The sequence below is a fragment of the Dapis brunnea BLCC-M229 genome (assembly GCF_050015995.1).
Taxonomy (GTDB): Bacteria; Cyanobacteriota; Cyanobacteriia; order Cyanobacteriales; family Microcoleaceae; genus Trichodesmium.
Genome location: NZ_JBNHEP010000271.1, coordinates 1 through 25610 on the forward strand (window position 1 = coordinate 1; position 25610 = coordinate 25610).

The following is a 25610-nucleotide window of genomic DNA, read 5'->3' on the forward strand; positions in this document are numbered from 1 at the left end:
ACCTTAAATACTTCTTCATGGCCATCTTTAGCTTTTTTTTACAAACAGTCTCTGACTTTGCCTGCAATAATAATATAGATACCTGACTCTTCTCGATCTGCTTGCCAAAACTGACCGACTTTGGGTGTTAAATATTCTAATGTTTTCAGGCAATTTTCAACTTCTTTTTCTGAAAGTGAATATCCTAAGACATCAGTGAGCTGCCCCTGAGTTAAAGCAGGAGTAGGTGCATTTTGAACCATAACTCAAAATTTTATTTACTAAATATTTACTATTAGTTGTTAAAAGAGTTGAAACTTAATATTCCCAGAGATGGGTTAAGATTTTGGTCAGAGTTAAGATCGCGAATTACAATCTTTTTCTCATTAATATCTCGATCAGGAATTTCTTCCGCTTTCGGTGGCTTTGGTTTGGTCGATAAACCCATTTGTTTGAGTAAGCGGTTAATATGGCGATCGCTTAACTCAATATCAAATTCTTTTGCTAAATGTTTGTTTAACCAATTAGCAGTCCACCGATGGAATACATAACCAAATTCCCTAGGACTATTAGTTACTAACTCTTTCAACCGTTCTAAATATTGTTCGTTAACTTCTTGGGGACGACCGATGGGATGATTCTTCCATTTGTGAGCTTGACCAGACTTAGCGACAAGTATCCAATGTCTAGCTGTCGCTAGAGAACAACCTATAGCTTTACATATTTGGCTCTGGGTTTTGCCTTCATCTGCTAGCAGCATGATTTCTATTCTCTGGCGATATTGCCACGGCAACTTATCATCTAGATTTTTTTCTAAAAGTTTACGCTGAAAAGATGTTAAGCAGTTGCCGTATACACCTGATTTACTCGTTGTAAATTTGGAGTTTGAGTGGTTGGACAACATATGTTTATAGTTATTTGTTTATAGCTCCAGTTTTTCTAGGAGAAATATATTTCTCAACTACATACCATACCAATTCAATAAAATAATGTTACAAATAAATCCTGGTAAATCCTTGCCTGGTATGGATTTTACCATAGCAGCCATTTTTCAAGTTGGTATTACTTATGCAGTTTTGTCTTTTTTATTTGAAAATTTGTTTTTATGTTATTAGCGGTACTTTGATATTTTTCACAGCGAAAATGGCTTCAAAGCATCAAGGGGTAAGGGAAATACGCTGCTCAGGGTAAAAATGGCTTAAACCTAGAGATATCAGGGAACAGGTTAATTAAAGGTAAAACCTATATTGTATAAGGATTTGATACTATTTTTAACATATTTTTTGCTAAAGTACCGATATCCGAAAGTTTTTGACAAGATGAAAGTTCTTGAAACTTACTAGACAGGTCTTTAGAGTTGGAGTTGTTTGGTTTCATCAGTTCAATTTTAAATTGAATATTTAATACACAACCAACATACAACTACTCCAGCCAAATGACTTGCCAACTTGGCAGGAATTTCTCCTCAATTTTCTACCTGGAGTTTAGACTATTCTAAGATTATATTATTTACCCCAAATATTGAATAATGAGTCAATATTTAGTCGAAACTCCAGTTCAAAGCGTTGTTTTAATTGTGGGTACATGAGTAGGTATGGAGGAAAAAGCTTAACTATATTAAGTTTTGCAAACTAACCCCAAACTCCGACCTACAATTAATCTGAGGAAAAATTTACATTTTGTTGCATAGTGACAAATTTTAATGCCTATCTATCTAGCAGCAAAATTACCTCTACAACGGTTTTCATTTGGGTAGACTACAGTCGAAAAAAGTGCCTGGTTTTAGACTGAAAACCCTAATGCATGGATCGGATTTTGGGCAGAATAATTGGAGAAAAATCAAGGGACAAAATATCCGACTACCTCCTCTATAATTCCCTTTTCCTCCTAACTACTCCCCTACTCCCCTACTCCTTCAAAAGACTTTTTCAGCAAACCCTAATTAAATTTTAATTTCTACTTTCAGTAAATCACCAAAAAAATCCGGGTTTCCCATCTTTAGCTAATATGTAAACCCGGTTTCTTTGCTGACAATTCATTTTGTTTGAATATCCTAGCTAGCTGACAAATGCTACTTCCGGTACAGCATCATCATGTTCAACCCTGAACACATTAGCACTTAAATTAGCTACAATTTGTTTTCCCTGTTGGGTCAAATTCAGATAGGATATCGCATCCCTAATATAGCTATAAACTACATTCCAGTAAAACTTAGGATAACCCTGACGTAAATCGCCTGGATTATTGTATCCTAATATTTTATTTTGGCCTGTTTCCTCAAATTCATAGAAGAGGGCACTAATTTTTTGTAAATAGCGGGGGTCACTCAATTGACCAATTAAATCTGCGGCTCTCACTAAACCAGGATAGTTTTCCTTATCCTGATGATCCTTATCTGCTGGTACAGGGAAACGAGTCAGTTCTATATTACGCTTAATTATTTCTGCGTCAATTAACTTATGACCTCCAAAGCGTTCGTCAATAAATAACTTACCTCGATCGACATGATAGGGAGTAAGACTAGCATCTGTAGCACCTCTTGGTAGAGATACTTTCATGTTATCTATCCCCGTAGCATACAATCTCAAATTCCCTCGATCTTGGCGACATACACCTTTAACATATCCAATATCATGACAAAGTAGGGAAATGTGGTAGTGTAACCAATCTTCACAAGATACGCCTCCTTCACGGATATGCTTCCCTCGTAACATTTCTTGTCCTACTAAAGTTACAAGAATAGTATGTTCTACATTGTGATAAAGGGCATCACCATTAGCAATGTTTTCTAATGCCATCCCAGCCGCCCAGGCGATAATATCAGCATAGTCTGATTTATATCCACCATAAGTATGACGATAGCCATCAGTTAGCCGTTTTATGAAAGCATCAATCAGAAGTTCAGTGGAGTTAAACATCTGCAGTCTCCTAATTTTAATTTACTCTTGTCGTGAACTTATACTTACTTTTATTTACCATCATAAACAGATTATCTAAGTTCATTTTTTCCCTCCGATCGAGTTATAAGTGCCTAGGCAAAATTAATTACCTAATTTTCTTCCCTGTGATTTTTACGGCGTTGGTCATTTCAGTTATCAGTTATCGGTTATCAGTACCTCTGCAATAAGGAGGCTTGACATCAGGAATATTCTCTTTTCTCAAGGGGAGATTGGATATGGTTAGGTAACCCATCCATCCCATCCTAGGTCATGCTCCGCTTTCCGACCGCTTTTTATCCCCTATCCAAGGGGAGGCTAGTGCAGAATGGCGGAAATAACTGACCAGTTACAAAATCCTAAAAACCTTACTAATCAATACTTTTGACTTTTAACTTTTGACTTTTAACTTCCGCGTAGCGGCACTAGTGACCACAATTTTTCGGTAAATCAAGAGATGAAATTTTAAGAGCAATCTGTTTCTAATACCTCTAAATAAATATTTAACCAGAGTAAGTTATGGGTATCACCCCTAGTAGAAAATCATCCCACCAATTACCAACGCCGACTCTTCAGTACCTAGAGTATGTGTAATTATTTTTGGATAACTACTTACATCTATACTAATGAATTATTCTCATTAATAGGTAATCAATTTGTTTCAAGTTGCATTCTTACTTGTCTTTAATATTTATGGTCATCGATCGACTGAATATCGAGTTATCATTAGGTAAATCAAAGCAAATTACCCAAGGAAAATGCAAAATTTTCTAACCCTTATCCTTAATATAGCTGTATGTATATTGAATTAGATAAATACATAAATAAGTTTTTCATGCAGGTGAGATATATCAATTTAGATTTATTGTTTTTCCCAGTTAAGCTGTTCCCTAAAATCCAATTTTTTTTTACCTCATCTAACCGATAAAGGCTATATTAGTAATTTTTATTCTTAACTGAACATTGCATCAATATTTTCTTATCGCAATTTATTTGATCGCGACTATATTTTTAATTTAGGTTATTAGTTAATTCAGTTTCACTTTCACTTTTATTTTACTAAAAACATTTATGGTTATTAATCCTAATATAGCAATCCTATTTAAGTTGTAATATTTTGGTTGCAATTAGGAGTCAGGAGTAGGGGCGATTCGCGAATCGCCCCTACAGGAATCATAATTTTCAAGGTTTTCAGTTCAAATTAACTATTATAAAAATTCTCACAACTAATGTGCGGACTTGCTATATAGCATTTCTTACTCAGAATTAGGTAAAGTAAGTAACCTTGAAAGTCGAAAAACCATAATTAGGGAAATGAAAAATCTGATACCCGATCGCTTACTTCTAATTTCTGTAGCAGTTCATAAATTAATTATATGAAGTTTATTTTCAATTTTATTATCTATATTTAAGTTATCAATTATTTGGATAACTAGAGGATATCTAAAATCTAAATTTTGATGATAATATTTAGTTGTCCATTTGTCTACTATTTAGTTTAGTCTTGATAAATTTGCCAGATTCAGTGTAACATTATATACTCAATATAGTCAGTATTGACTGTAAACTCAAAAAATATAGTCTCTTATATTGAATTATAATTATAGTTATTGCCCCTAATCTTCTTTTCAAATAGCTATAATTATCAATATATATACTATTTATACTTGGGAATCATCAAACATTATTTTATATAATTTTATCTCAACTTGCCTGTGATTAAAATCCACTATCATTGGTGACAATAACATTATTTATATGTGATCCTCGCCACAAAAATCAAGACAAAATATTATAGCAACATCCATAACTAAATCAAAAAAATAGCAATGACGAATCACAAAGATAAGTCTCAAAACATATTTGTTGACCCCCATAAAGAAGATAGTATCTTTGAAAAACTTCCTCAAGAAGTTAAAAAATGGGCAGCTAGCTTACCTTGGCATCAACGCCGTTATGTTTTATCATTTTCTTATATTTTATGTGCTTCTTCTCCTGATAAACAAGCAGAGTTTTTAGATGATTATATAGCCGATGGTTTGGCCGTAAAAATGCTACAAGATATAGATACAATTAACAGAGTTAACAAATATCTGAGACGGTTTCGTGCCCCAACAAAAATTAATGAACATGTACTCCGAAACTACATTAGACTATACTATATTCATGCAGCTCAAGATGTAAGTTGTCAAACTAAACAGTATTTAGAGTCTGCCCTAAAGTTAGTCATTAATACAGAAGAAAGAAATCAAATATTCAACTATATATTAGGATTTGAGTTAATTAAAATTGTGTTCACAATGAGTTGGCTACAACATGAGAGATTAGCTCGGCTTCAGACAAATCAAGAAAGTTTTATTAATACATATATCAAACCAATTCAGTATGCACATCAAGTTAATGGTATTATCGTACCTAAAGATAAAGGTGTATTTTTTGCTAAAAGAGATTATTATGTGCAAATACCTGAAATATCTTCTAAAAAATTAGTAAAATTAGTAAGAGAAACTTTTCCTGCAAAGAAAGTTAATAAATGTGGTTTTATAATTACTCGCCATATTAAAGCTTTAAGATTTGACTTTGATTATATCTTTCAACAGCAAGAGCAAGAAGGAATTTTTCCTGGTGAATTTGAGTCTATAATTAATTAAAGTACAATGATTATTAATTTTAATTTTAGTAGAACGAAATTCATAAATAAGCAATCAGAAATAAAATAATTGTAGGATAATAATTATAAACTGTTAATAAACTAAATCTTAAAGCTTGAATACTGCCGGGGCTGGAAATCCCTGCCTAATTGCAAAAGTAAGGACTCAAGAAGACTAGCTATATTTCATTCCTCTTTTATACCAAATTCATGCATAGGCTGTTACATCTTAACCATGTGATTTATTCCTACAATCAAAAATTGATAAATCCCATAAATTCTTAAAACTCAACCTTTTTTACTCTTTATTTATTATGTTTTTATTTCCCAGTTAAGTGTTAAGTGTTAAGTGTGTCGTGACTGTAACAATATTTTCTGAAAATGGTATTAGATCTTGGAAAATACCTCCCTCTTCATTCTTTATTCCCTGTTGCCTATCCCCTTTTTTAGATTGACTTTACAAAAAATAAGCCCTAGAGTATAGAACCCATTTGAGATCTAATCTATTTAAAAAGAGATGGGAAGATGGTGAGTATTTTTCAACCGACTTTGCTGAAACATGGAATGAAATTCTTAAATTTATAATGTGATTTTAAGACCTATTTACCCTCGTTCCTGGCGCGGAAAAAGCTCTTTTCTAGCTCCTGATGACTGACTCGTGTAAAATTATACTTTTATTCAGGAACACCTTTCAACCTTTTTCCCATATTCCTTCCCTCCATCTTCTGACTCAGTCCTCGAGCCTCCTGATAAAAAAGGCGGGTCGCCGACAAAGATACCAAATGGGTTCTATAAGGCACAAAGGTGTTAAATACACGATAGGATGAGAAATATAAATAAATCAGATTCAGGAGCCTGTCGTGCTACTATCAAAAGGATTTGAAGTAGAAATGTACACTGGCACACCCCAAGGTAATATAGTTGGCCTGTCAGACCAAATAGTGGCCAAAGTTGAGGGGTTTGTGAGGGAGCCAGATAGTAGAAATGTAGAATACACTACTGCACCATTGTGTAGCTACGATCGACTTTTATGCGCTCTAGTAAAGCCAAGACTAAAACTACGAAACTATTTAAGCATTCTAGGAGATTACACTATAATTCCAGGAAGTGCCTTATCTCTGGGGAATAGTAATCTTTTTTATCGTTCTGACCCAAACAACCCATATCACACATATATAGAACAAACTTACGGTACAAAAGTTGTTACAACCAGTATTCATATTAATGTCGGTATTAGTGACCCAGAATTACTAATGCGAGCTATTCGCTTAATTCGGATGGAAGCTCCTTTATACTTGGCTCTCAGTGCCTCTTCTCCTTTTCTCGATGGTCAAGTGACAGGGTTTCACTCTACTCGTTGGGCTACTTTTCCCAAAACTCCGACTTATGTCCCTTTGTTTGAAGGTCATAGTCATTTGATTAAATGGACCGAAGAGCAAATTGCATCAGGGATTATGCAAAATGTCCGCCATCTTTGGTCTTCTGTGCGGCCTAACGGCGATCGTCGTCCTTATAATCTTAATCGTTTAGAATTAAGAATTTGTGATTTTGTAGAGAACCCGGTTATGCAACTGGCCTTAGTTGCTTTGTTAGAAGCTCGTTTATGGCAATTATTTGATGACCCTAGTCTCGATCCGTTAGAAAAAAGTAACTTTCCTCCAAATAACCGTTCGGAAGATTTAGTAACTTTAGCAGATAATAATGAAATTGCAGTAGCTCATCATAGCCTTGAAGCTCAACTTTGCCATTGGGAAGATGGTAGAACTATTCTAGCCAGAAATTGGATTGAGGAAATCTATCAACAGGTTTTACCTTATGCTAAAGAACGTGGTTTTAGTTGCTTTCTTTCCCCTATTAAAAAAGTTCTTCGGGAAGGTAATACAGCACAAAAATGGTTAAAGCAATATGACAGTAGTTTTGACACTCGGAGTGTAATTAAAGCAGCAATTTTGGAGATGGCACAACAAGAAGAAGAGTTGGAAGATAAATTGTGTCAATCAATGGTTGCATAAGCTGAATTTTATCCTATTAGAATTTATGTTTTCTAGTTCCTCTGTGGAAAGCTGGTTGATTTTCATAAACCTCTTAAGGATTTGAATAGTGCTGGCTGATTAACCTTCAAAGGCAATATAAGTAAACATTATAGCATTTTTAGATTGAAAAAAGATGCAAGGTTTTCGGTCTAGGGAGCTAAAAAAGTTAGAATTAGTGAGTTACTAACGATAGAAAAATAAAGGGATATTTCTGCCTTCTAATTCCTCTAAGTTCTGAATTCGCGCATTCTGAATTCTACCATCAACCATAAGACTTTTTCAGCAAACCATAAATATTATAACCAACTACTGGCAAAGCTAGGTCAGCTTCACTAATGTGAGGCTTCCTATCTCAACTGCTGATGTACTAATGGAAAATAAGTATTATTTGGGAAAAAGGAAAAAGATAGTTACCCTAGGGGATTAGTCAATGTAATAGGACTCACGCATAGACCACATATATAGCGTTAAAAACTATAACGTTATAGTTTTTGAACTCTATATATAGTAGTTTTTCCTAAGTCCTGTGTAAACTATACAGCTTGGAACTAATTATTGTTAATAGATGGTTTCCTATCTCTAAAACTTATTTTAAGTGTGGACATTTTCAAGAGTCTCTGTCTTTATCAGAGCGTATATTCAATTGCTCTAAGTGTGGTTTCAGTAGGGAACGAGACTTAAATGGCACCAGAGAATCTAGCTCAGGTGGTCAGTAAGAGCTCCGCTCCGAAATGCGCGTTTTGCGCCAGCGTTGCGAAGCAAACGACTGTGACAGCTTGTGGACTGGTGAGTGCTGAGTGCCAGAGTGAAGCAGCAATAGAACATATAATAGATTTGGATTGTAGGTTTCTAAGAACGGTAGGTTACCAAACCCATACAGGTAATTTCAGTTATCAGTTATCAGTACCGACCACTAAAGTCTCTGGCTTGAAATACCTATGGTGAATATTTTCTCTTGGTCTATTGGATATGGCGAACTTCGGAGCGGCTCTGCACTCTTCAGGAAACCTCGCCATCCCATCCTACGGAAAGCTCCGAAGATCGACCGCTTTTTCATCCCCTTAAAAGGGGAGGCTTTAAACCTTATTTTTTGGTAAAAGTTGCTATGTCTTAGGTAAAGCTTAATTTTCCCAGTATACTGAATCAAGTTGGCCAGATTCTCAAATCCTAGCTCATTATTTTTCATGTTATTTCATCAATATTGATCCAAAAACTAGAATTGAGAATTGTTCATTGAACATTAGACTGATTGAAAAAATATTTTGTGGTACATTTTGAAGTTATATCAAATCCCCTTGATTCGGTATAAAAAAATGTTCCATTTTTGCATAATGCCAAATCTTTCTTTAATCTCCCCACACTATGAATCTAATTACACCAATGCTACCGGATTTGATATTACTTTCAAGAGTTTGTACTATGCTTAGGACTTCTTAATATAGAATCCATTGAGTATTTTTCCTTTTACTCACTTTGATTTAGTGTCAAAATATTTGATTGATTTCATGCCCCAGATTGTTCTAGTCTATCCACAAATTCCACCAAATACAGGTAATGTTGCTCGTACTTGTGCTGCTACCGATACAGAACTACATCTAGTAGGACCTTTGGGTTTTGAAATTAGCGATCGCTATTTAAAAAGGGCTGGTTTAGACTACTGGCCTTATGTAAAATTAAATTATCATCAGAACCTCGAAGATTTTAAAATCTCTCATCAGAAACGAGGTGGAAGATTGATTGGCTTCAGTAAAAAGGGAAGATTTAATTATACCAAATTTCAATATCAAACTAATGATTGGCTATTGTTTGGTTCCGAAACTAATGGACTACCACAAGATATCCTGGAGTATTGTACTGCAACTCTCTACATACCAATGACACAACCAAAGGTTCGTAGTTTAAATCTTTCTGTTAGTGCTGCCTTGGGTTTGTTTGAAGCTAGGCGTCAATTAGGTTATCTGAGTTAGAATTATTATTTTATTACTCAAAGATTAAAATCTCAGGTTAATACTTAAAGTAATCTTGACATAACTTCTTAATAGTATTGAGTTGAACTCGATTTTTAAACATTAGGACTTATACAAAGAAACTAGGTTATTACGATAAATTCTTAATTTTAACAAGAAACATCTAGGAAAAAAACGGGTTTCTGAGTTTGGTATGCGTAAGTTTTAAATATTTTTAGTTGATTGTGCAATCTCGCAATTTATCCCTGAGTATTGGAGTATTGAATGTTCTTTCAAACTGAGGAAATACTGACACAAATAGAAAGAAAAAAACTTATATATAACTGGGGGAATACTCTAGGCAAGATAAAGTATGGCTTGTAATAATTCAATTAAGTAGATAAGTAGGGCTGGCTGATTAAATCTCAAAGTATTGACAGATAAAGGCAAGTGCTTTTTTGGAGCGAAAAAAGTGTAAGCTTTTCGGTCGCTCAAGCTCAAAATGCTGACTTTTTGAGGAGACAAGGGCGGAAAAATCACTTCTGATAATTCTTCCTCCTACCTCCTCTATAATTCCCCGTTCCTCCTGACTCGGTCCGAATGAGTTCTGACTCCTATCCTTACCATGCATACTTTTTCAGCAAACCCTAAGTAGAGATGAGATGGATTGTTTGAGGTATTTTTATACTTAGCATCAAAAGACTAGGAAAAAATCGAAGAGTATTTCTATCTTGCTAGAGATAAAAAGTGTGAAGCTTTTGCCCCTGATACCTGTTGCCTAATGAATTCTGCGGATATTTTCGACACAACTGTGCTAATGACTGCTATACAAACTTTAGTCTATACCCATAAGAAATTTCTATCACTGTATCAATTGCCAAGGAAAACAAGTTGTTGTATACCAAAATTTAGATTATATTTCCTCCTGAAATTCTCCTCTGAATCTAGAGGGTATTTAGTACAGGACTAAACAAAACAAAAATAGAAAAATCCAACTGGACTAATTGCTAATTGAAAACAGGACAATAACAAACTAGGGGCAAGAAAATATATTGCTCTATAGTTTTTAGTTTGTCAAAAGTTAATTATTTTCTTTGATTTTGGTCATAACATCAAAATTAAGTTAAAATTATTCTTGCTTTTTTTATCAAAGCAAGATAACCTAGCCTAAGCCTGATGATTGAAAGTGATCTGGATCTATAAACTAAGTGACCTAGATCGTTGACAAAAAAAATTCAGGACAGTTAAACGCTTGTCAATAGGAGGTCGTTCTGTGAAACGAACATTTCCAAATCAAAGTAAGTCTGTTGCTAAGTGTGAACTCCACACAGAAGCAAATTTAGAACAGACTAAACAAATAAATGTAGGTAGTGGTAAGGCTTGTTCATCTGCTGCGATGATTGGACTTGCTGCTATCTCAACTACAATGGGTGCATCAGGCATCCTCTTCCCTGGGGAAGGCGATCATGCAGTAGCAGCAGAACTCCCTAAAGTAGATACAAATCAACAATATTCTTCTGTAGTAAGAATTCCAGAACTAAATGTTACTGGGGTTAATAGCCACAAAGGTCTACTACTGCAAAAATTGACCCAAGATTATGTAGAGACTGAAGGAAAAAGTGATTCTAAAGTAGGGGTAACTAAACCTGAAACTCTTCTGCCATCAACAGAAAAATCAGGATATCAATCCTTTTTTCCTGTAGAAATTAAACAGAAAAACCTGAATCAAGTAAAAACCAATGAGTTGCCTCCTTTAGGCTCCCTAAGCAAAGTACAAGTTAAGAAACCTATCAGTAGTAATGGCCAGCTAGTTGAGAAGTTAAACACAGGAATTAACCCTGTTCAAAAACAAAAAAACCGCCCGGCAAAAAGTTCGGTGGATTGGAGGTATGAGGAGTCTGTTTCTGAGTCTGTAGGAAAGCCTTTTGATTCATCAAAAAAGAAATTCCTAGAAAATGTATATCAGAAATCAGAAAATTTGGTTGTTGCAGAACCACGGCTACAAATAGCTACCCCTGAAATAGATAATAATTCTGTTGCTGGACAAGTAAATGATGGTGAAGGAGATATTTCTCAAGAGTCAATCAAGACTAAACAGACAAAAGTAGAAGGGGCAGTAGTTATTGATTCAGAAATGACATCTACACCAGTTTCATTGGTGTACAAAGTACGTGTTGGAGACACACTGAGTTTAATTGCTAGTCAGCACAATGTATCTGTAGGAGCATTGGCTAAAATTAATCAAATTAAAGATCCAGACGTAATTGAAGCTGCAAAATTACTAAAAATTCCTCAGCAACCATCTTCTTTATCATTAACTTTAGCAAGTTCTACAACAAGCGATTATAGTCACCTAGAATCATATTCTTTTGGACAACAAGAATTGAGTCAACCTTCTCTGGAAACTACAAACAATCAACCTGATTTTCCAGAAGCTAAGATACCTATTATAAAATCTGATTATTCATCATATAGTAGACCTAATGTTACTGCACCTAAAGTTTCAACAACAGGCAGTTTAGAGCTTATTTCTTGGTCTGAAGATACAGGCCATAAAGAGTACCAAATAAATCACAAATCAAAAGAATTTATAACTTCAACACAGTCCATTGCTACAGATACCCCTAAAACTCCCTTAATTAATGGCAAAGTATGGCCTACTCATCTAGAATCAAAGGTATCCAGGCCAAATTCTGCTGTGGAGTTAGAAAATCAAGTCCATTTTAGTAATAACCAACCTGTTCAACCATTGCCAGTGGACAGAGATACTAAAGATAGTGAATCAGTACCAGTAGCTCAAACGGATAATCAAGAAAATCCTTATGCCAATCGTTTAAGGTCAGAAATTACCAGGCTACGACAGGAATATAATGCTCAAAAAGATTTTGAAGAATCTCAGCTAACTCATTCAGAATCAACAACTATTCCAGTACCTGAACCACTATCTTCAGAAAATAACCTATCTATTAATCATCAAATTCCTACAGACAACAATAATAGATACTTACAGCCAACTTATCAGGTAGAAATTAACAGATCCCAAACCAGAAACTGGTCTCAAGAGATAGGAACTAATAGAGCGCAAAGGAGAAATCCTGCTACAGTTGTCAAAGAACTACCTGTAGCAGGTCAGATTAGTGAATCTCAAGAGTCATCGTTCATGGCAGCAGCACCGATAGGAAGTAATGCTGATGAGATTCTAAATAACCCTTCAATCGGAAAAATGGTTTCTCCAGATTTACCACCTTTAGGTCAAGCTGATACCTATTTACCTGGTGGATCAATGCAATTTACTGGATATGGCTGGCCTGCGAGAGGGGCTCTGACATCAGGTTATGGTTGGCGATGGGGAAGAATGCACAGGGGTATTGATATAGCTGCACCGACTGGGACACCAATTGTTGCAGCAGCTCCTGGTATTGTTACTTATGCTGATTGGAATAGTGGTGGTTACGGTAATCTGGTAGAAATTCAGCACCCCAATGGTAGTCTGACAGTTTATGCTCATAACAGCCAAATTTTGGTTAGAGAAGGTCAAAAAGTTTCTCAGGGTGAGCTGATTGCTAAAATGGGTAGCACCGGACGTAGCACTGGACCACATTTACACTTTGAAATCCATCCGAAGGGCAACGGAGCAGTTAACCCAATGGCTTATCTGCCTTCTGGAATGGCTTATAATTAGATAATTTGAATCATTCCCATTTCCAGTCATAGAAATGGGAATTGACATACAAACAAAGTTTGGGCTTGAGTTTAATCTAGTCTTTGACATACTCTCCGCCGTGAACAGACGGAAATTTTCCAACTCCACTTAAACCAAACATCTTGTGATATTTAGTCCAGAGATGGTTCTCGGACTAAGCGTTTGCTCTATTCCAAGAGCCTGTTCCTGTATGCCCTGCGCTACAGTTAAAACCTTAAAAAAAACTTTGGTTCTCTAGTACTTGGTGCTAGTTTGCTATTATTAGTAGCTAGGTTTTCAGAGCGGTTGAATACCTTTGCAGCTTATATCAGCATAGCACAAAGTCCCCCTAAAAGGTGGAGGCTTTATAGCGGTTTTCACTCATGTTGGCTACAAAACTTCTGCCTTCTGCCCTCAGCAGAAGTGCCTTTAAGCCAAAATATCTGTATTCTATGTTAATGAAAAGCGCTATAAATCCAATTTTTCGGTAAGAAAAAAAATCTAAATGCTTGACGAAACCATGGGAGACTATGCTAGTATTATAAATGGCTAAAAAATTAGGCTCAGTAGCTCAGAGGTTAGAGCAGGGGACTCATAAGCCCAAGGTCGCAGGTTCAAATCCCGCCTGAGCCATTTTTATTAATTATTATATTTGACTTGACTACTCCCGTGGCTAAAGTTAAGGGATTAATTTTAGGGATTTGGTTTCCAAAATTCTACTGCGCAACGGGATAAATCCTAATAGGGGCTTATATTCTTAGCTGACCAAAAAAATGGGATTCAAGCATCGCCCTAAAACGGCCTACTTTCTGATATATTTATAGTGGTTGAAATTACCACCTAACTCGGCAGTCGATCTACACAAACTTCTCTTTGTTCTTTTTCCTGAAGGTTTCCACTCATTGGGTTTTTCACCATAAGTAGGTATTGAATTAGCATCCAAAAACGAAGCAATACTTGTATAAATTTCCTCAGTTTCTATAAATTAAGATGCCATATTCTTCAAATAATTTATCTGTTCTATATTTGAGTATAGTTGTGGGAATTGGCAAAAATTATGAGTTCTTTTTATGACCTAATTCTATTTCATTTTTATTTTTATTCTGCACAGTAAATCTGCTAAAATAGCCACTATAAAGCTAAAGTTTTTCCATGTTTTTGCACTTGGCAGAAGGTTTGTGGGATTGATATGATTATTGTGGTGTATAGTGAACTTATGGCTATTTAAGAGATGGAGACTGTATTTTCATCATTCTGGTGGGACGAGCTAGTTATTGTAGGTAAAGTAGGGATTTATGACTCTAACACCATAAAGTAAAATTGTATATTAGCAAAACTTTGAGGGCAGCCTCCTTCAAAGAAAACTTAGATGATATTATGATTAAGACATTGAGAATTCAAACAGTTAACTGATGACTAATCAATTGTATTGATTGGGTTAAATGTTGCAATAATCTAAGCTTGTTGATGGAGGTATTAGTAGTTCAAACTTGAATCTCCTACATCTTTTAGATTGAGGGCAGCTCATAGTAAAGAATTTATCAATTTATTTTCAGAAGGAGAATTAAATCATGACAGACGAATGCCTGCGCGTGGGCCAAGAAGCTCCGGATTTTACTGCTACAGCTGTAGTGGATCAGGAATTCGAGACAATTAAACTGTCTGATTATCGTGGTAAGGGTAAGTATGTAGTCTTATTCTTCTACCCCCTGGATTTCACTTTTGTTTGCCCAACAGAAATTACGGCCTTTAGCGATCGCTACAAAGAATTTGAGTCACTTAACACTGAAATTTTAGGAGTTTCAGTGGACAGTGAATTTTCACATCTAGCTTGGATTCAAACAGATCGTAAGTCTGGTGGTATTGGAGACCTTAATTATCCGCTATTATCTGATATTAAGAAAGAAATTAGTGCGGCCTACAATGTTTTAGATCCAGAAGCTGGTATTGCTCTGCGGGGATTATTTATTATTGATAGAGAAGGTATTATCCAGTATGCAACGATTAATAATCTTGCTTTTGGCCGTAATGTGGATGAAACACTCCGAACTTTGCAGGCTATTCAATATGTACAGGTTCACCCAGATGAAGTTTGCCCTGCGGGTTGGAAACCGGGGGATAAAACTATGAATCCCGATCCATTTAAGTCAAAAGAATTTTTTGCTGCTGTTGAATAAATTTTTTTAGGTAGTTTATAAACTACTTCATAATTTTGATAAAATATTCACTCCAACATTGTAGCTGAGATGATTGTAATCAAGTTCTTGGAGTTGTAAATATCAAAGATATTTCAATAAATTAAGGTTTTAACTCTTGAGTTTTAATTAATTCTGATTATGCTAACTTCTTATGATTTTAGGGGTTTACTAAATCAACGTTTTTTTCAAAATTTATTACCTATTCCAGCTATTAATGGCTTGGAAGATGGAAAAAGAACGCCAGATTTTGAATTACCAGATATTACAAATGGTAAATTAGTTAGATTATCAAACTATTGGGGAGTAACTCCTGTCATAGTTGCCTTGACTCGTATCTTTACTGAAAAGCAGTATTGCCCATTTTGTTTCCCTCATATTTTGGCTTTAAACAATAATTATGAAAAGTTTTTAGAGCAGGGAGTAGAAGTATTGATGATTACCAGTACGGATGAGGAACAAAGTAAGATTGTTGTTAGGGACCTAGGTTTAAAGATGCCTTTACTTAGTGATTCTAGCTGTCAGGTGTTTAAAAATTACAAGGTTGGTCAAGCTTTGGGGGCACCTTTACCAGGGCAATTTTTATTAGATAAACAGGGTAGACTTTGCTATAAACATTTGTTTTCTTTTCTGGATCATAATGCTAATGTTGAGAATTTGTTGGGTATTTTAGATAATCATATTTTTGATCGAAGTAATCTTTAATGGCTCTCCTAGACTGGTTAAGTGCCTCTTTTTCATTAATTGATAATGGATAATGGATAATTACCTCTGGTTAAAACCTTACGGGAATTGAATATAAGGAAATATCCTAGCACTTTTATCGCATTGGTGATTGGATATGGCGCGCTTCGGAGCGGCTCTGCAAGAGCGCGAGACCTCGCCATCTAAGGACTGCTTTTTCCCTTTCAAAGGGGAGACTAATAAAGCTGAATTATTGAATTAATAATTAATAATTATTAATTATTCGGTAATTTAAATGAGCTTAAATCCTTAAAGACCAAAAGATTAAACTAAATAATACCAAATTCAAAAAAGCTCGTTACAGTATTAATCTACAGATTCCTAGTAAGAGAATAAAGCACTGTAGCAATATTTCATGAAATTGGTATAACAATCCCTTTTGATGAGAATTGCTTTTTTGTACGATCATAACCATTACTATGGAAGGATTATGGAGTTTATTTTGTAGTAATTTATCAGAGCTACCCTAGAAGAGCCTCTTTAATAATAAGCTATATTATTTCGGGTTGAATAATCACAAATAAAAATAATAGGTAGTAGGGAAAACAGGATTTGAAAACAGGGAAAAGGAATATTTGGGAGATTTGAGAAATCAAAGATGAGAAAATTTTTATTCTGCTTAATTAAGTAGGGCTTGCTGATTAACTTTCAAAGGCTTTATCTGTAAATATTTGAGTCTTTTTAGAGTGAAAAAAGGTGCAAGCTTTCGGTCTAGGGAGCTAAAAAAGTTAGGATGAGTCAGCAGATAAGGATAGAAAAATCAAGTGATATTTATTCCTCCTAACTCCTCTGAATTCGCGCATTCTGAATTATACCTTCAACTAGAAGACTTTTTCAGCAAACCCTAAGTAGGGCTGGCTGATTAAATATCAAAGCACTGATAGATATTAGTTTCAGCCTTTTTTAGTCTGAAAAAGTGCGCCTGTTTCGGTCTCTCAAGCTCAAAAAGCTAGTATTTTGGGATGATTATGGCAGAAAAATCTTGGGACAATTTTTACGACTACCTCCTCTATAATTTCCATTTCTCCTGTCTCCTGTCTCCTGTCTCCTGTCTCCTACCCCTACCACTCATACTTTCCATAAGCAAACCCTAAGTAGACTTGATATTAGGTTGTTGGTTTTGAGTTCAATTAGTGCTATTCGTCAATTATCGAAATTATACTTAATTTTTTTCTGATGATTTAACTTTGAGTAAGGTGAATAAAGATGATTTAAAGAGTATAAATACTTTGATATATGCAGTTTTTTGTACTACTTTTAATACTATAAATTGACGTGTGGAATATGGGCTAAAAGGTAAAAAGAAATGGGGGACAAGGAAAAGGGAAGAAAAATGTTATAAGCATCCCTTTTCCTGCTATAGTGTGGTTTAACTCTTAATCTTCTGAGCAAAAAGAAAAGAGTATCAACCAAATTTATTTAATCTCTAAGGAAGCAGGTTCAGTGAGAGTAACCTTAGAGGCTGAAGTAAGATAGAAATTGAAACTAAAGTTCTTAGAAATTTAGTCAGAAATCATTCATACCCAGACAATTCATAAGACGTTTGAGGATTTAGATTTATATTACTATGAGAATAACGAGCAATAGCTAATAAAGGTAATGTTAGAGTCAATACAGCGATCGCCGTTCCCAAAATATTTGCAATCCTTTGAGGAGGTTTATCATCTGAGTAACTAGGAGGTTGACTATCTGATTCCATATTCAGGAAATTTCTAAAAAACTTAAAATTGTTAGTTGCAATACAAGTTTCATATAGATGCTCTTTTTCAGTTCACCTAAACTTTAAACTTCGATTATTGACAACTAAGATTTTTTCTGAGCAACTTTGTCTTTAATATTTTGAGCTGTTTTTGCTAATACCAGTGATCTTTGACCTATACTTACAGGTAGTCTGGGGATATCTGCCAAAGAAGCACGAGCTAAATCCAACAAAAGTTGACGCACTTTCTCTACCCATTCTAGCGAATCTGAAGGAATAATTAGGCTATCAGCTTTTTCTTGGATACTTTTTGCTGTTTTTGCCAGTGGTAGAGCCCTTTCAGCAATATTTTCTGGTAGCTTCGGTTGATCTGAGACAGAAATACGGGCAATCTCAACCAATAACTTATTAACTTGGTCTACCCACTCACTATCTGAGTAGTGGGAACTTAAATCATTCATAACTAGGGTTGGTTTGTTTCAAAATACAGGAGCTAATATTATTATTTAAAGAGAAATATTTACTTTTCAGTTAATTTCCAGACCCCATCCCAATCTTTTGGAGGAAGTTCGGCCTGAAATAGTTGACAACGACCAACGTGTAACTTGGCTGCTTTGTTATTTGGATCGATATTTAAAACTTCTTTGAATTTATCTTCAGCTTTTGCAAAACATTCCTTAATAGAATCATCTGTTAAATTTTTCTCTTTGGATGGCTTTAAATATAACTCCCGTCCTTGATTATAATGTCCAACAATCTGATGTTGTCGATCAGTCAATTCTTGCTTCAGTGCACCTTGCTTAAAACCTAAAAGTTCATATATTCTGACAGGTTTACTTTTTCCCTTCACAGTAATCAAGTCCAATTCCCGAACCCAAAGTTTCTCTTTGTAATTTTTATAAGTATTCTCACTGATGACCAAATCTGTACCATACTGTTTACTTGTACCTTCAAGGCGAGAGGCTAGGTTAACACCATCTCCAATAGAAGTTAGCTCCATACGTTTACTAGAGCCAATATTACCACTAACTACTTCATCTGAGTGAATCCCCATACCAATACTGATGGCCTTTTTATTTTTGGCTACACGCTCTTCATTAAATACTTGCAAGCGTTGGCGCATTTCCACAGCAGCTTGCATGGCACATAAAGGATGAGCTTTTAAGGGAGCTGGAGATCCAAATACTGCCATTAAGGCATCTCCTATATATTTATCAAGAGTGCCTTTGTATTTGAAGACAGCATCTACCATCTCTTCAAAATATTCATTTAGCATACTGACAACCTGTTCAGCGCTCATACTTTCTGTCAAAGTAGTGTAGCTACGAATATCACTAAAAAGTACAGAAACTTGTTGACGTTTACCTCCTAAACCAGTGTCACCACTTGCTAATAATTGTTCTGCTACTTCTGGTGTCATGTAACGATACATCAAATTTTTAACTTGCTTTTCTCCAGATATGTCCTCCATCACCACCAACACGCCATTCACCTTATCCGGTTCCAAGACATCAATCATTGAGTTAATTGACAAATTAATACTTTGAGTATCTAAATCTCCTTGAGGCAACAAAGTTTGATCTGGATAATACTGCTGGGACTCTTTACTCTCATTAGGAGAGAGAGCTAGATCTAACCATTTAGAAAATTCACCTTCCTTTAGACAAACCAAATCTTTTACATATTTACCTGCTAATATATCTGTATCACCAATCCCTAGTAAATGTCTAGCACTTTCATTTGTAGCAATGACTTTGCCTTTTTTATCAGTAGAGATTACGCCATTGGTGAGACTACGTAAAATGTCCCTTTGCCTTTGTTGTTCTTGTTTGACTGTATCAAATAATTTCGCGTTTTGAAGGGCTACACCTGCTTGGATATTAAAAGCCTTCATAAACTCTAAGTCATTACGATTAAAACTGGCTTTCCATTGTTCTGGTGCATTCGGCCAATCTGCAGGATTATAGGGTGGATATTCTCCTTGTTTCTTTTTGTTAATTAACTGAGTCACACCAATTAATTCATGATCGGCATTAAAAACAGGCATACATAATAGACTACAAGTACGATAACCTGTTTTTTCGTCTGTTTCTTTGGCTGTAACTGAGCGGGAATCTTTATATACGTCAAAAGGAATTAGTAGAGGTTCGCCAGATGTAGCAACCACACCAGCGAAACCTTTATCTTTAGCTATTCTAATTTCAATTAATTTACCATCAACTGGAATTTTTGTCCAGAGTTGATTTTTATCGTTGTCTATCAGCCATAAGGTACTACGGTCTGCATTCATCAGTTCCTTGGCCTGATCCATAACTTTTTTCAGAGTATCTTCTAAGTCTAGGCTACTTTTGCTGAGGGAATCGACAGCCTTCATCAAAGCTTCTGCAGCTCTTTGTCTTTGGGTAGCTGCGTAGAATGATTTAGAAGATTCTAGTATCAGACTGATAGAGGGAGCAAATTCACGAAATACTCTTTCATCTTCTTCAGTAAATCCATTTTTATCTATTTTGTCTTCTAAGAGTTCATATTGTTCTGCATCTAGTTTGAACTTATTTAGAAGTTGGACAACTGCAATTAAATCCCCTGTTTCTTCTTGCAATAATGGCATTACTACCATACTATAGGTTCGATATCCGTTTTGTTTATCGAATTTTTGGGTAAAGGTCGAACGGGAATCCTTGTAGAAGTCGTAGGGTATATTAATAACTTTTTTTCCTTGAGCTGATTCTCCAGCTATTCCCACATTTGCTGGAATTCTTAATTCTAATGGTTTTCCATTAGCTCCTTGGGCAACTGTTGACCAAAGCTCATTTTTTTCTTCATCTAATAACCAAATTGTTGTTCGGTCTGCGTTCAATAATTCTCCTGTTTTCAGAGTAATTGAACGTAACATTTCATGTAAAATCGCATCAAATCCTTGAGCCTCTAACAAATTGTTGAGCATCCCAAGGGTTTGATTAACTGTCTTTAGCTTTTCTTCAACATCTTTAACAGCTTCGACAAAAGTGTCTTTTGTTAAGGGAACCAGAAATTCTGAGAAATTAGACCCAGCAGAACCAGGATTAACTAATGCACTACTTTCGTTAACTGTTGATTTACTTTTGGGATTATCTCCATGAGTGTTATTGATTTCAGGATTGTTATAAACATAATTATTTTGAGAGTGGGACACCTGATGGCTGCTACCCTCTATAACTTCCACATCCTCTATTGGGATTGTGGTGTACTCTGTTGCTATGTGGTTTGGAGATGCAGATGTCATGATGGTTTAATTAAATATTCAGCACAGAATGCTTTTTAAATATTCTATTAAGAAGCTGTAATGTAGTCTAACATTAATTTATCATACTTTTGTTTCTATAACTTATCTCAACTAACGTTGAAGACCCGCGCTCTTATGAGGGGGGATCTTCGTATAGGAAAACCAATCAATGTTGCGCTTTTCTTGCTGAGTGTGTTATACTAGTTAGTCTAATGCTGCTGGGCTAGAAGTGTCTATCGAAGCCGTCGGATTCGCGAGGTAGTGTCGAACGCGCCTTTAGACCCCAAATATGCTGGACTTTGGAGGCAGGTGCATTGTTTCGCTGATGTCAATCTTAATATCTTCATCAGTAAAATAAAATAATGGCCTCTCGTCTTACTTTCCCCTTCAGCGCAAAAAAAGTAGCTATGGATACTTAGCATTAATTTTTTTTTGGTTCTTCTTCAGAAAAATTAATTTCATTGATTAAGATTTTTTTGCTTTTTTTCAAGGTGAATTGTCAATATTCTGCTATTTTTTCTGAAAAATTACTGATAACTTTAATACCAATCTGATAAATGTTTGCTACAAATCACTAGGCTATTTATTAGGAGTCAGGAGTCAGAATTAATGCCTTCAATACTATTTTTTAGGTCGTAAATCATCTTTTTCTCTTGATACACATTCCCTTGCTTCGTGAGACTGCGCGGGGTCGCACCGCTTTGTTAAAGTGACATCTCTTCTCAAGTCTTTTAATTACACTGATTATTCGTAAAATTATTTTTTAAAACTGGTATAACAGATTTTTTCTTTGCTATTGTAAATCTCACTGAGGGGTCATTCAATAATCTTTGAACAGTTTCTACTATTGAGCCAATAATCTAACTGTTAAAATCTTGTATCTGACAATTGTAGTTATTTGACTTCTAGGATAATTAAGACTTTAGTGTTTTTAAGTGGTGCAAATGACAGCTAACCTAACATGGAGAAGAAAAATACAATAATAGGCTAAAAATAGGTCCGGACCTACGCACCTAAATAAGAAACCAGGGCAAACGCATCTAAATTATAGTCTAAACTCTATTTCTCAAAGACAAAAACGTCTTTGAAATGTAGTTATTTCAAGGATAAAATGTTAATTTTAAGCTTTTTACAGCAATTTAGCTATTTTAATCGCTTGGCTAGTGAAGTTGGTTACCTAAATTTTGTATACCGCTATTTGTTAAGAAGATTTTATAAGCTTACAAAAGTCAACCAAAAGTTTCTACTAGGCGAATAAAACTAGCTAGCTTTTATGATATCAGAATTTTTGTCAGGATGCAACCAAAAATCCTTTGACGTGGAATTTTTTCATAAGCTTCAGAAAATGAAAATGTTTGTGGTTTTCGACTCAGAAGTGATGGATGGAAAGATTTGATGAGGAAAAAACCAGGATATATATTTTATGGAAGCTTCATGGGATGAAAACTTACTGGTATCGGTACTTTGATATTTTTCACAGTGAAAATGCCTTCAAAGCTAGTAGGGGTAAGGGAAATACGTTGCTCAGGCTAAAAATGGCTCAAACCTAGATATATCAGGAAAAAGGTTGATTAAATGTAAAACCTAGACTATATAAGGGTTTGATGTTGTTCTTAACATATTTTTTGCCAAAGTACCGGTATTGCTCCTGGGGAGATGAAAACTTACTAGTATTGCTCCTGGGGAAAATTCTTTTCCCTCTTTTCTAGAGACATCTATTCGCTTCCAGAACTAGAACTAGAAAAAGGAGTAGTCAAATTTTTCTCGCGTTTGGTTGCAGCTTGAGTTAAAAGAGATTCTGCAAAAGCAATAGCTTCTTGAACTGGTCTACCACTAGCTAATTGTGCCAACTCCTCCCGTCGTTGATAACTATCGAGGGTTTTCACTCTAACTATTGTTCTCTCCTCAGAGTCTTGATCGTTTGAGCTAACATGGCCCATTTCCTGAACGACCTGCTTACTAACATTAAAGTGATGGTCTGCCATTGCAGCTACTATGGGTTGGTGAGTTACGCATAGAACTTGGTGTTGGCGACTAAGTTGGTGTAGTTTTTCTGAAATAGCTCCTGCTACTCTTCCGGAAACTCCTACATCTATTTCATCAAAAACTAGAGTACCTGATGCTTCGATTTGAGAAAAACAAGCTTTCAGTGCTAATAAAAACCGACTCATTTCTCCACCAGAAGCTGTTAAATTTAGAGGTTGTAGTGGTTCACCAGGATTAGAACTAAAACAGAATGTTAGGTGGTCAGCACCTGTAGATGTTGGAGTAGTAGAAGTAATTTGTACCTGAAATTTTACTTTCTCCATAGCAAGAGGTTTTAGTTCTTCTACCAAGTGTGTTTCTAATTTAGCAGCAGCATTATGACGTTGCACACTAAGTTCGCTACATTTGTTTTGTAATTCTTTTTGAGCTTCCAAGTATACTTTTTCTAGTGCTTCGAGAGACTCTCCTCCTTCAAGTAGTTCTTTAAGTTCTGCTTGTATTTTGTGATAATAATTAATAGCTTCTTCTAGGGTGGGACCATATTTGCGACAAATTTGTTTAAGTTCTTGAATTCTTTCTTCTACATCCTGCAATCTTTGAGGATCTGCTTCTAATTGCTCCCCATAACTGCTAATTTGTCGGCTAGCTTCGATAACTTGAGCTAGAGCTTCACTAATCATTTCTGATATAGGTTGTAATGTAGAATCGTAGTTTACCATATCATTTAATATTGTTTCTGCTTCTCCTAAAAGATCTGCTGCTGCTGAATTATCACCTTCATTTTGATATAAAGCTTGATATATTTGATAACTTTGATGTTGCAGTTCAACTGCATGGCTAAGACGTTGACTTTCTTGTGTTAGTTGTTCTAATTCTTGAGGTTCGCTAAGATTAGCTTTATCTAATTCTTGTACTTGGTATTCTAATAAATCTATTCTTTGTAAACGTTGCTTCTCTGACTGGCGACGGTTTTCTAATGCTGCTTTGGCTTTTTGAGCTTTTTGATAGGTAATATTTACTGCTTCTCTACATTTTAGTAGGGGATGACCACCATATAAATCAAGCCATTCCCTTTGCAGATTAGGATTTCCCAATTGTAAAGTTTGGCCTTGAGCTGTAATTTCCACTAGGCGATCACGAAGCTGGTCCATTATTTTCCGGTTAACTAGGATGCCATTGACACGAGACCTTGTGCGTAGGGAGTCTTGGGCTACAATAATTTCGCGACTACAAACTATTAATGTAGCATCTACTGGATCTATTTCTTGACTACTTAACCATTCAGCTAGAGATGGGTTGAGTTGAAAGGTTGCTTCTAGGGTGGCTCGTTTAGTTCCTGTTCTGATGATACGGCGATCTATTTTAGCACCTAGAGTGGTATTAAGAGCATCTAGGATAATGGACTTACCTGCACCTGTTTCACCTGTGAAGACATTTAGACCCGAACCTAATTCTAGGTCGAGATGGTCTATGAGGGCAAAGTTATTAATGCGAAGGGATATTAGCATTTATTTAAGGAAGGAAAAAGTAAGAAATAAGGAATAAGGAATAAGAGAAGATTAAATATTTGCCTTTGACTTTTATCCTTTCTCTTTTGAGCGAAGCGAGTTAAGTCAAAAGTCATTTCAGTTATCAGTTAGTAGTGACACTTCGCGAAGTGTTAGTACATACAGCCTATTCCATGTAAGTGTGGTACAGTGATTCTAGTAGATTTGATTAAAGACATGAAAACTTTATTCTATACTTCAAAAACTATTTAAAAATTTAGTGTCACTGTACCTCATCAACCTGGAATCCGCTGTAAGTTATCAGTACCTCTTGGTAAACCAGGAGGCTTGAAATACTGAATTTGATTTTCTCTTGGTCGATTAGAGATGGCGAGGAGACCTCGCCATCTCTCGACCACTTTTTCATCCCCTTAAAAGGGGAGGGTTGAAACCTTCTTTTTTGGTCAAAAATAATTTTTGAGTTTATAGTTTGAATCCCCAATTTTCCTGGAGGTCTCCAAAATAAAATTCTAATTATAATAGATACATCAAAAGAACAAGTTAAGGTTATGCTTGATGTTCTTATGACTAAAGATTATTTTTCTATATTTGGCAAAACTTCATTTCATCAGACTAGCCAAATCTGACAAATTAAATAGGGTTTATATATTACCAACTGCCGGAATTATTTGTTGGCTAAAGATTATTTTGACAAGTTTTATAACCCTATTTAGGCACTTTATTTTGTAGTCTATTTCTAGTATAATGATATTCTAGATGATCGCCGGATGAATATGAGTCAGTTTTCCAATAATTTTTATATAGTTGTGCTATCTACTCTAGATTACTATTAATAATCAGTAATCACCATAATTTTTATCGTGTTTTAACAAAGATTTTCTGTATGAGTAACAATATACTTGCTATTAGGACTAAAATTGACTGAGCTATAGCATTTTTAAATCTGGGTGAGATACACAAGTTTTTGATTTTTGGCAACAGGGAAAAGAG

17 protein-coding genes and 1 tRNA gene are annotated in these 25610 nt (G+C 35.3%); 9 read left to right on the plus strand and 9 right to left on the minus strand.

The genetic code is table 11. The features are described 5' to 3' along the window. Positions 1-38: 38 nt before the first annotated feature. Positions 39-242, minus strand: a complete 204-nt coding sequence (locus ACP6PM_RS31230; protein ID WP_426590759.1) for a hypothetical protein — start codon at positions 240-242, stop codon at positions 39-41. A gap of 32 nt (positions 243-274) precedes the next feature. Beyond that, complete coding sequence (locus ACP6PM_RS31235) at positions 275-883, minus strand: helix-turn-helix domain-containing protein (protein WP_426590760.1); 609 nt, start codon at positions 881-883, stop codon at positions 275-277. Between the two features lie 85 nt (positions 884-968). Between ACP6PM_RS31235 and ACP6PM_RS31240 the strand changes: the two genes are divergently transcribed. Further along, complete coding sequence (locus tag ACP6PM_RS31240) at positions 969-1094, plus strand: hypothetical protein (RefSeq protein WP_426590761.1); 126 nt, start codon at positions 969-971, stop codon at positions 1092-1094. A 127-nt stretch (positions 1095-1221) separates the two neighbouring features. Here the strand turns inward: ACP6PM_RS31240 and ACP6PM_RS31245 are convergent, their stop codons facing one another. Then, positions 1222-1356: a hypothetical protein gene (locus tag ACP6PM_RS31245; RefSeq protein WP_426590762.1), complete on the minus strand. Its 135-nt coding sequence runs from the start codon at positions 1354-1356 to the stop codon at positions 1222-1224. Positions 1357-2036: 680 nt separating this feature from the next. Beyond that, on the minus strand, positions 2037-2897 hold the full coding sequence (locus ACP6PM_RS31250) for an Npun_R2479 family HD domain-containing metalloprotein (RefSeq protein ID WP_426590763.1): 861 nt from the start codon (positions 2895-2897) through the stop codon (positions 2037-2039). A 1847-nt stretch (positions 2898-4744) separates the two neighbouring features. On the opposite strand from ACP6PM_RS31250, the gene ACP6PM_RS31255 reads away from it, so the two are divergent. The 8 genes from ACP6PM_RS31255 to ACP6PM_RS31290 all read left to right on the plus strand — a co-directional run bounded on the left by ACP6PM_RS31255 (position 4745) and on the right by ACP6PM_RS31290 (position 16126). Continuing rightward, the gene (locus ACP6PM_RS31255) at positions 4745-5566 is read left to right on the plus strand and encodes a cobyrinic acid a,c-diamide synthase (RefSeq protein WP_426590764.1); all 822 of its coding nucleotides are present in this window, start codon (positions 4745-4747) and stop codon (positions 5564-5566) included. 859 nt (positions 5567-6425) lie between these two features. Then, positions 6426-7577 (plus strand): glutamate--cysteine ligase, encoded by a 1152-nt coding sequence (gene gshA, locus ACP6PM_RS31260; RefSeq protein WP_426590765.1) that lies wholly within the window; start codon positions 6426-6428, stop codon positions 7575-7577. 545 nt (positions 7578-8122) lie between these two features. After that, positions 8123-8314, plus strand: coding sequence for a zinc ribbon domain-containing protein (locus ACP6PM_RS31265; RefSeq protein WP_426590793.1), 192 nt, complete (start codon positions 8123-8125; stop codon positions 8312-8314). Positions 8315-9103: 789 nt separating this feature from the next. Next, the gene (locus ACP6PM_RS31270) at positions 9104-9565 is read left to right on the plus strand and encodes a tRNA (cytidine(34)-2'-O)-methyltransferase (protein WP_426590766.1); all 462 of its coding nucleotides are present in this window, start codon (positions 9104-9106) and stop codon (positions 9563-9565) included. Between the two features lie 1252 nt (positions 9566-10817). After that, on the plus strand, positions 10818-13226 hold the full coding sequence (locus tag ACP6PM_RS31275) for a peptidoglycan DD-metalloendopeptidase family protein (RefSeq protein WP_426590767.1): 2409 nt from the start codon (positions 10818-10820) through the stop codon (positions 13224-13226). Positions 13227-13786: 560 nt separating this feature from the next. Further along, positions 13787-13859 (plus strand) — tRNA-Met (locus ACP6PM_RS31280). 938 nt (positions 13860-14797) lie between these two features. Beyond that, the gene (locus ACP6PM_RS31285) at positions 14798-15403 is read left to right on the plus strand and encodes a peroxiredoxin (RefSeq protein WP_426590768.1); all 606 of its coding nucleotides are present in this window, start codon (positions 14798-14800) and stop codon (positions 15401-15403) included. A gap of 159 nt (positions 15404-15562) precedes the next feature. Further along, positions 15563-16126, plus strand: coding sequence for a peroxiredoxin family protein (locus ACP6PM_RS31290; RefSeq protein WP_426590769.1), 564 nt, complete (start codon positions 15563-15565; stop codon positions 16124-16126). A 1552-nt stretch (positions 16127-17678) separates the two neighbouring features. Here ACP6PM_RS31290 and ACP6PM_RS31295 read toward each other — a convergent pair. The 5 genes from ACP6PM_RS31295 to ACP6PM_RS31315 all read right to left on the minus strand — a co-directional run bounded on the left by ACP6PM_RS31295 (position 17679) and on the right by ACP6PM_RS31315 (position 25018). Then, on the minus strand, positions 17679-17864 hold the full coding sequence (locus tag ACP6PM_RS31295; protein WP_293099718.1) for a TLTLP motif-containing protein: 186 nt from the start codon (positions 17862-17864) through the stop codon (positions 17679-17681). A gap of 104 nt (positions 17865-17968) precedes the next feature. Then, complete coding sequence (locus ACP6PM_RS31300) at positions 17969-18325, minus strand: hypothetical protein (RefSeq protein WP_426590770.1); 357 nt, start codon at positions 18323-18325, stop codon at positions 17969-17971. A 59-nt stretch (positions 18326-18384) separates the two neighbouring features. Then, positions 18385-21126 carry a GAF domain-containing protein gene (locus tag ACP6PM_RS31305; RefSeq protein WP_426590771.1) on the minus strand — a complete coding sequence of 914 codons (2742 nt, stop codon included), beginning with the start codon at positions 21124-21126 and terminating at the stop codon, positions 18385-18387. A 1715-nt stretch (positions 21127-22841) separates the two neighbouring features. Beyond that, positions 22842-24620: a DNA repair protein RecN gene (recN, locus tag ACP6PM_RS31310; protein WP_426590772.1), complete on the minus strand. Its 1779-nt coding sequence runs from the start codon at positions 24618-24620 to the stop codon at positions 22842-22844. A gap of 275 nt (positions 24621-24895) precedes the next feature. Next, positions 24896-25018, minus strand: a complete 123-nt coding sequence (locus tag ACP6PM_RS31315; protein WP_426590773.1) for a hypothetical protein — start codon at positions 25016-25018, stop codon at positions 24896-24898. Between the last annotated feature and the right edge of the window lie 592 nt (positions 25019-25610).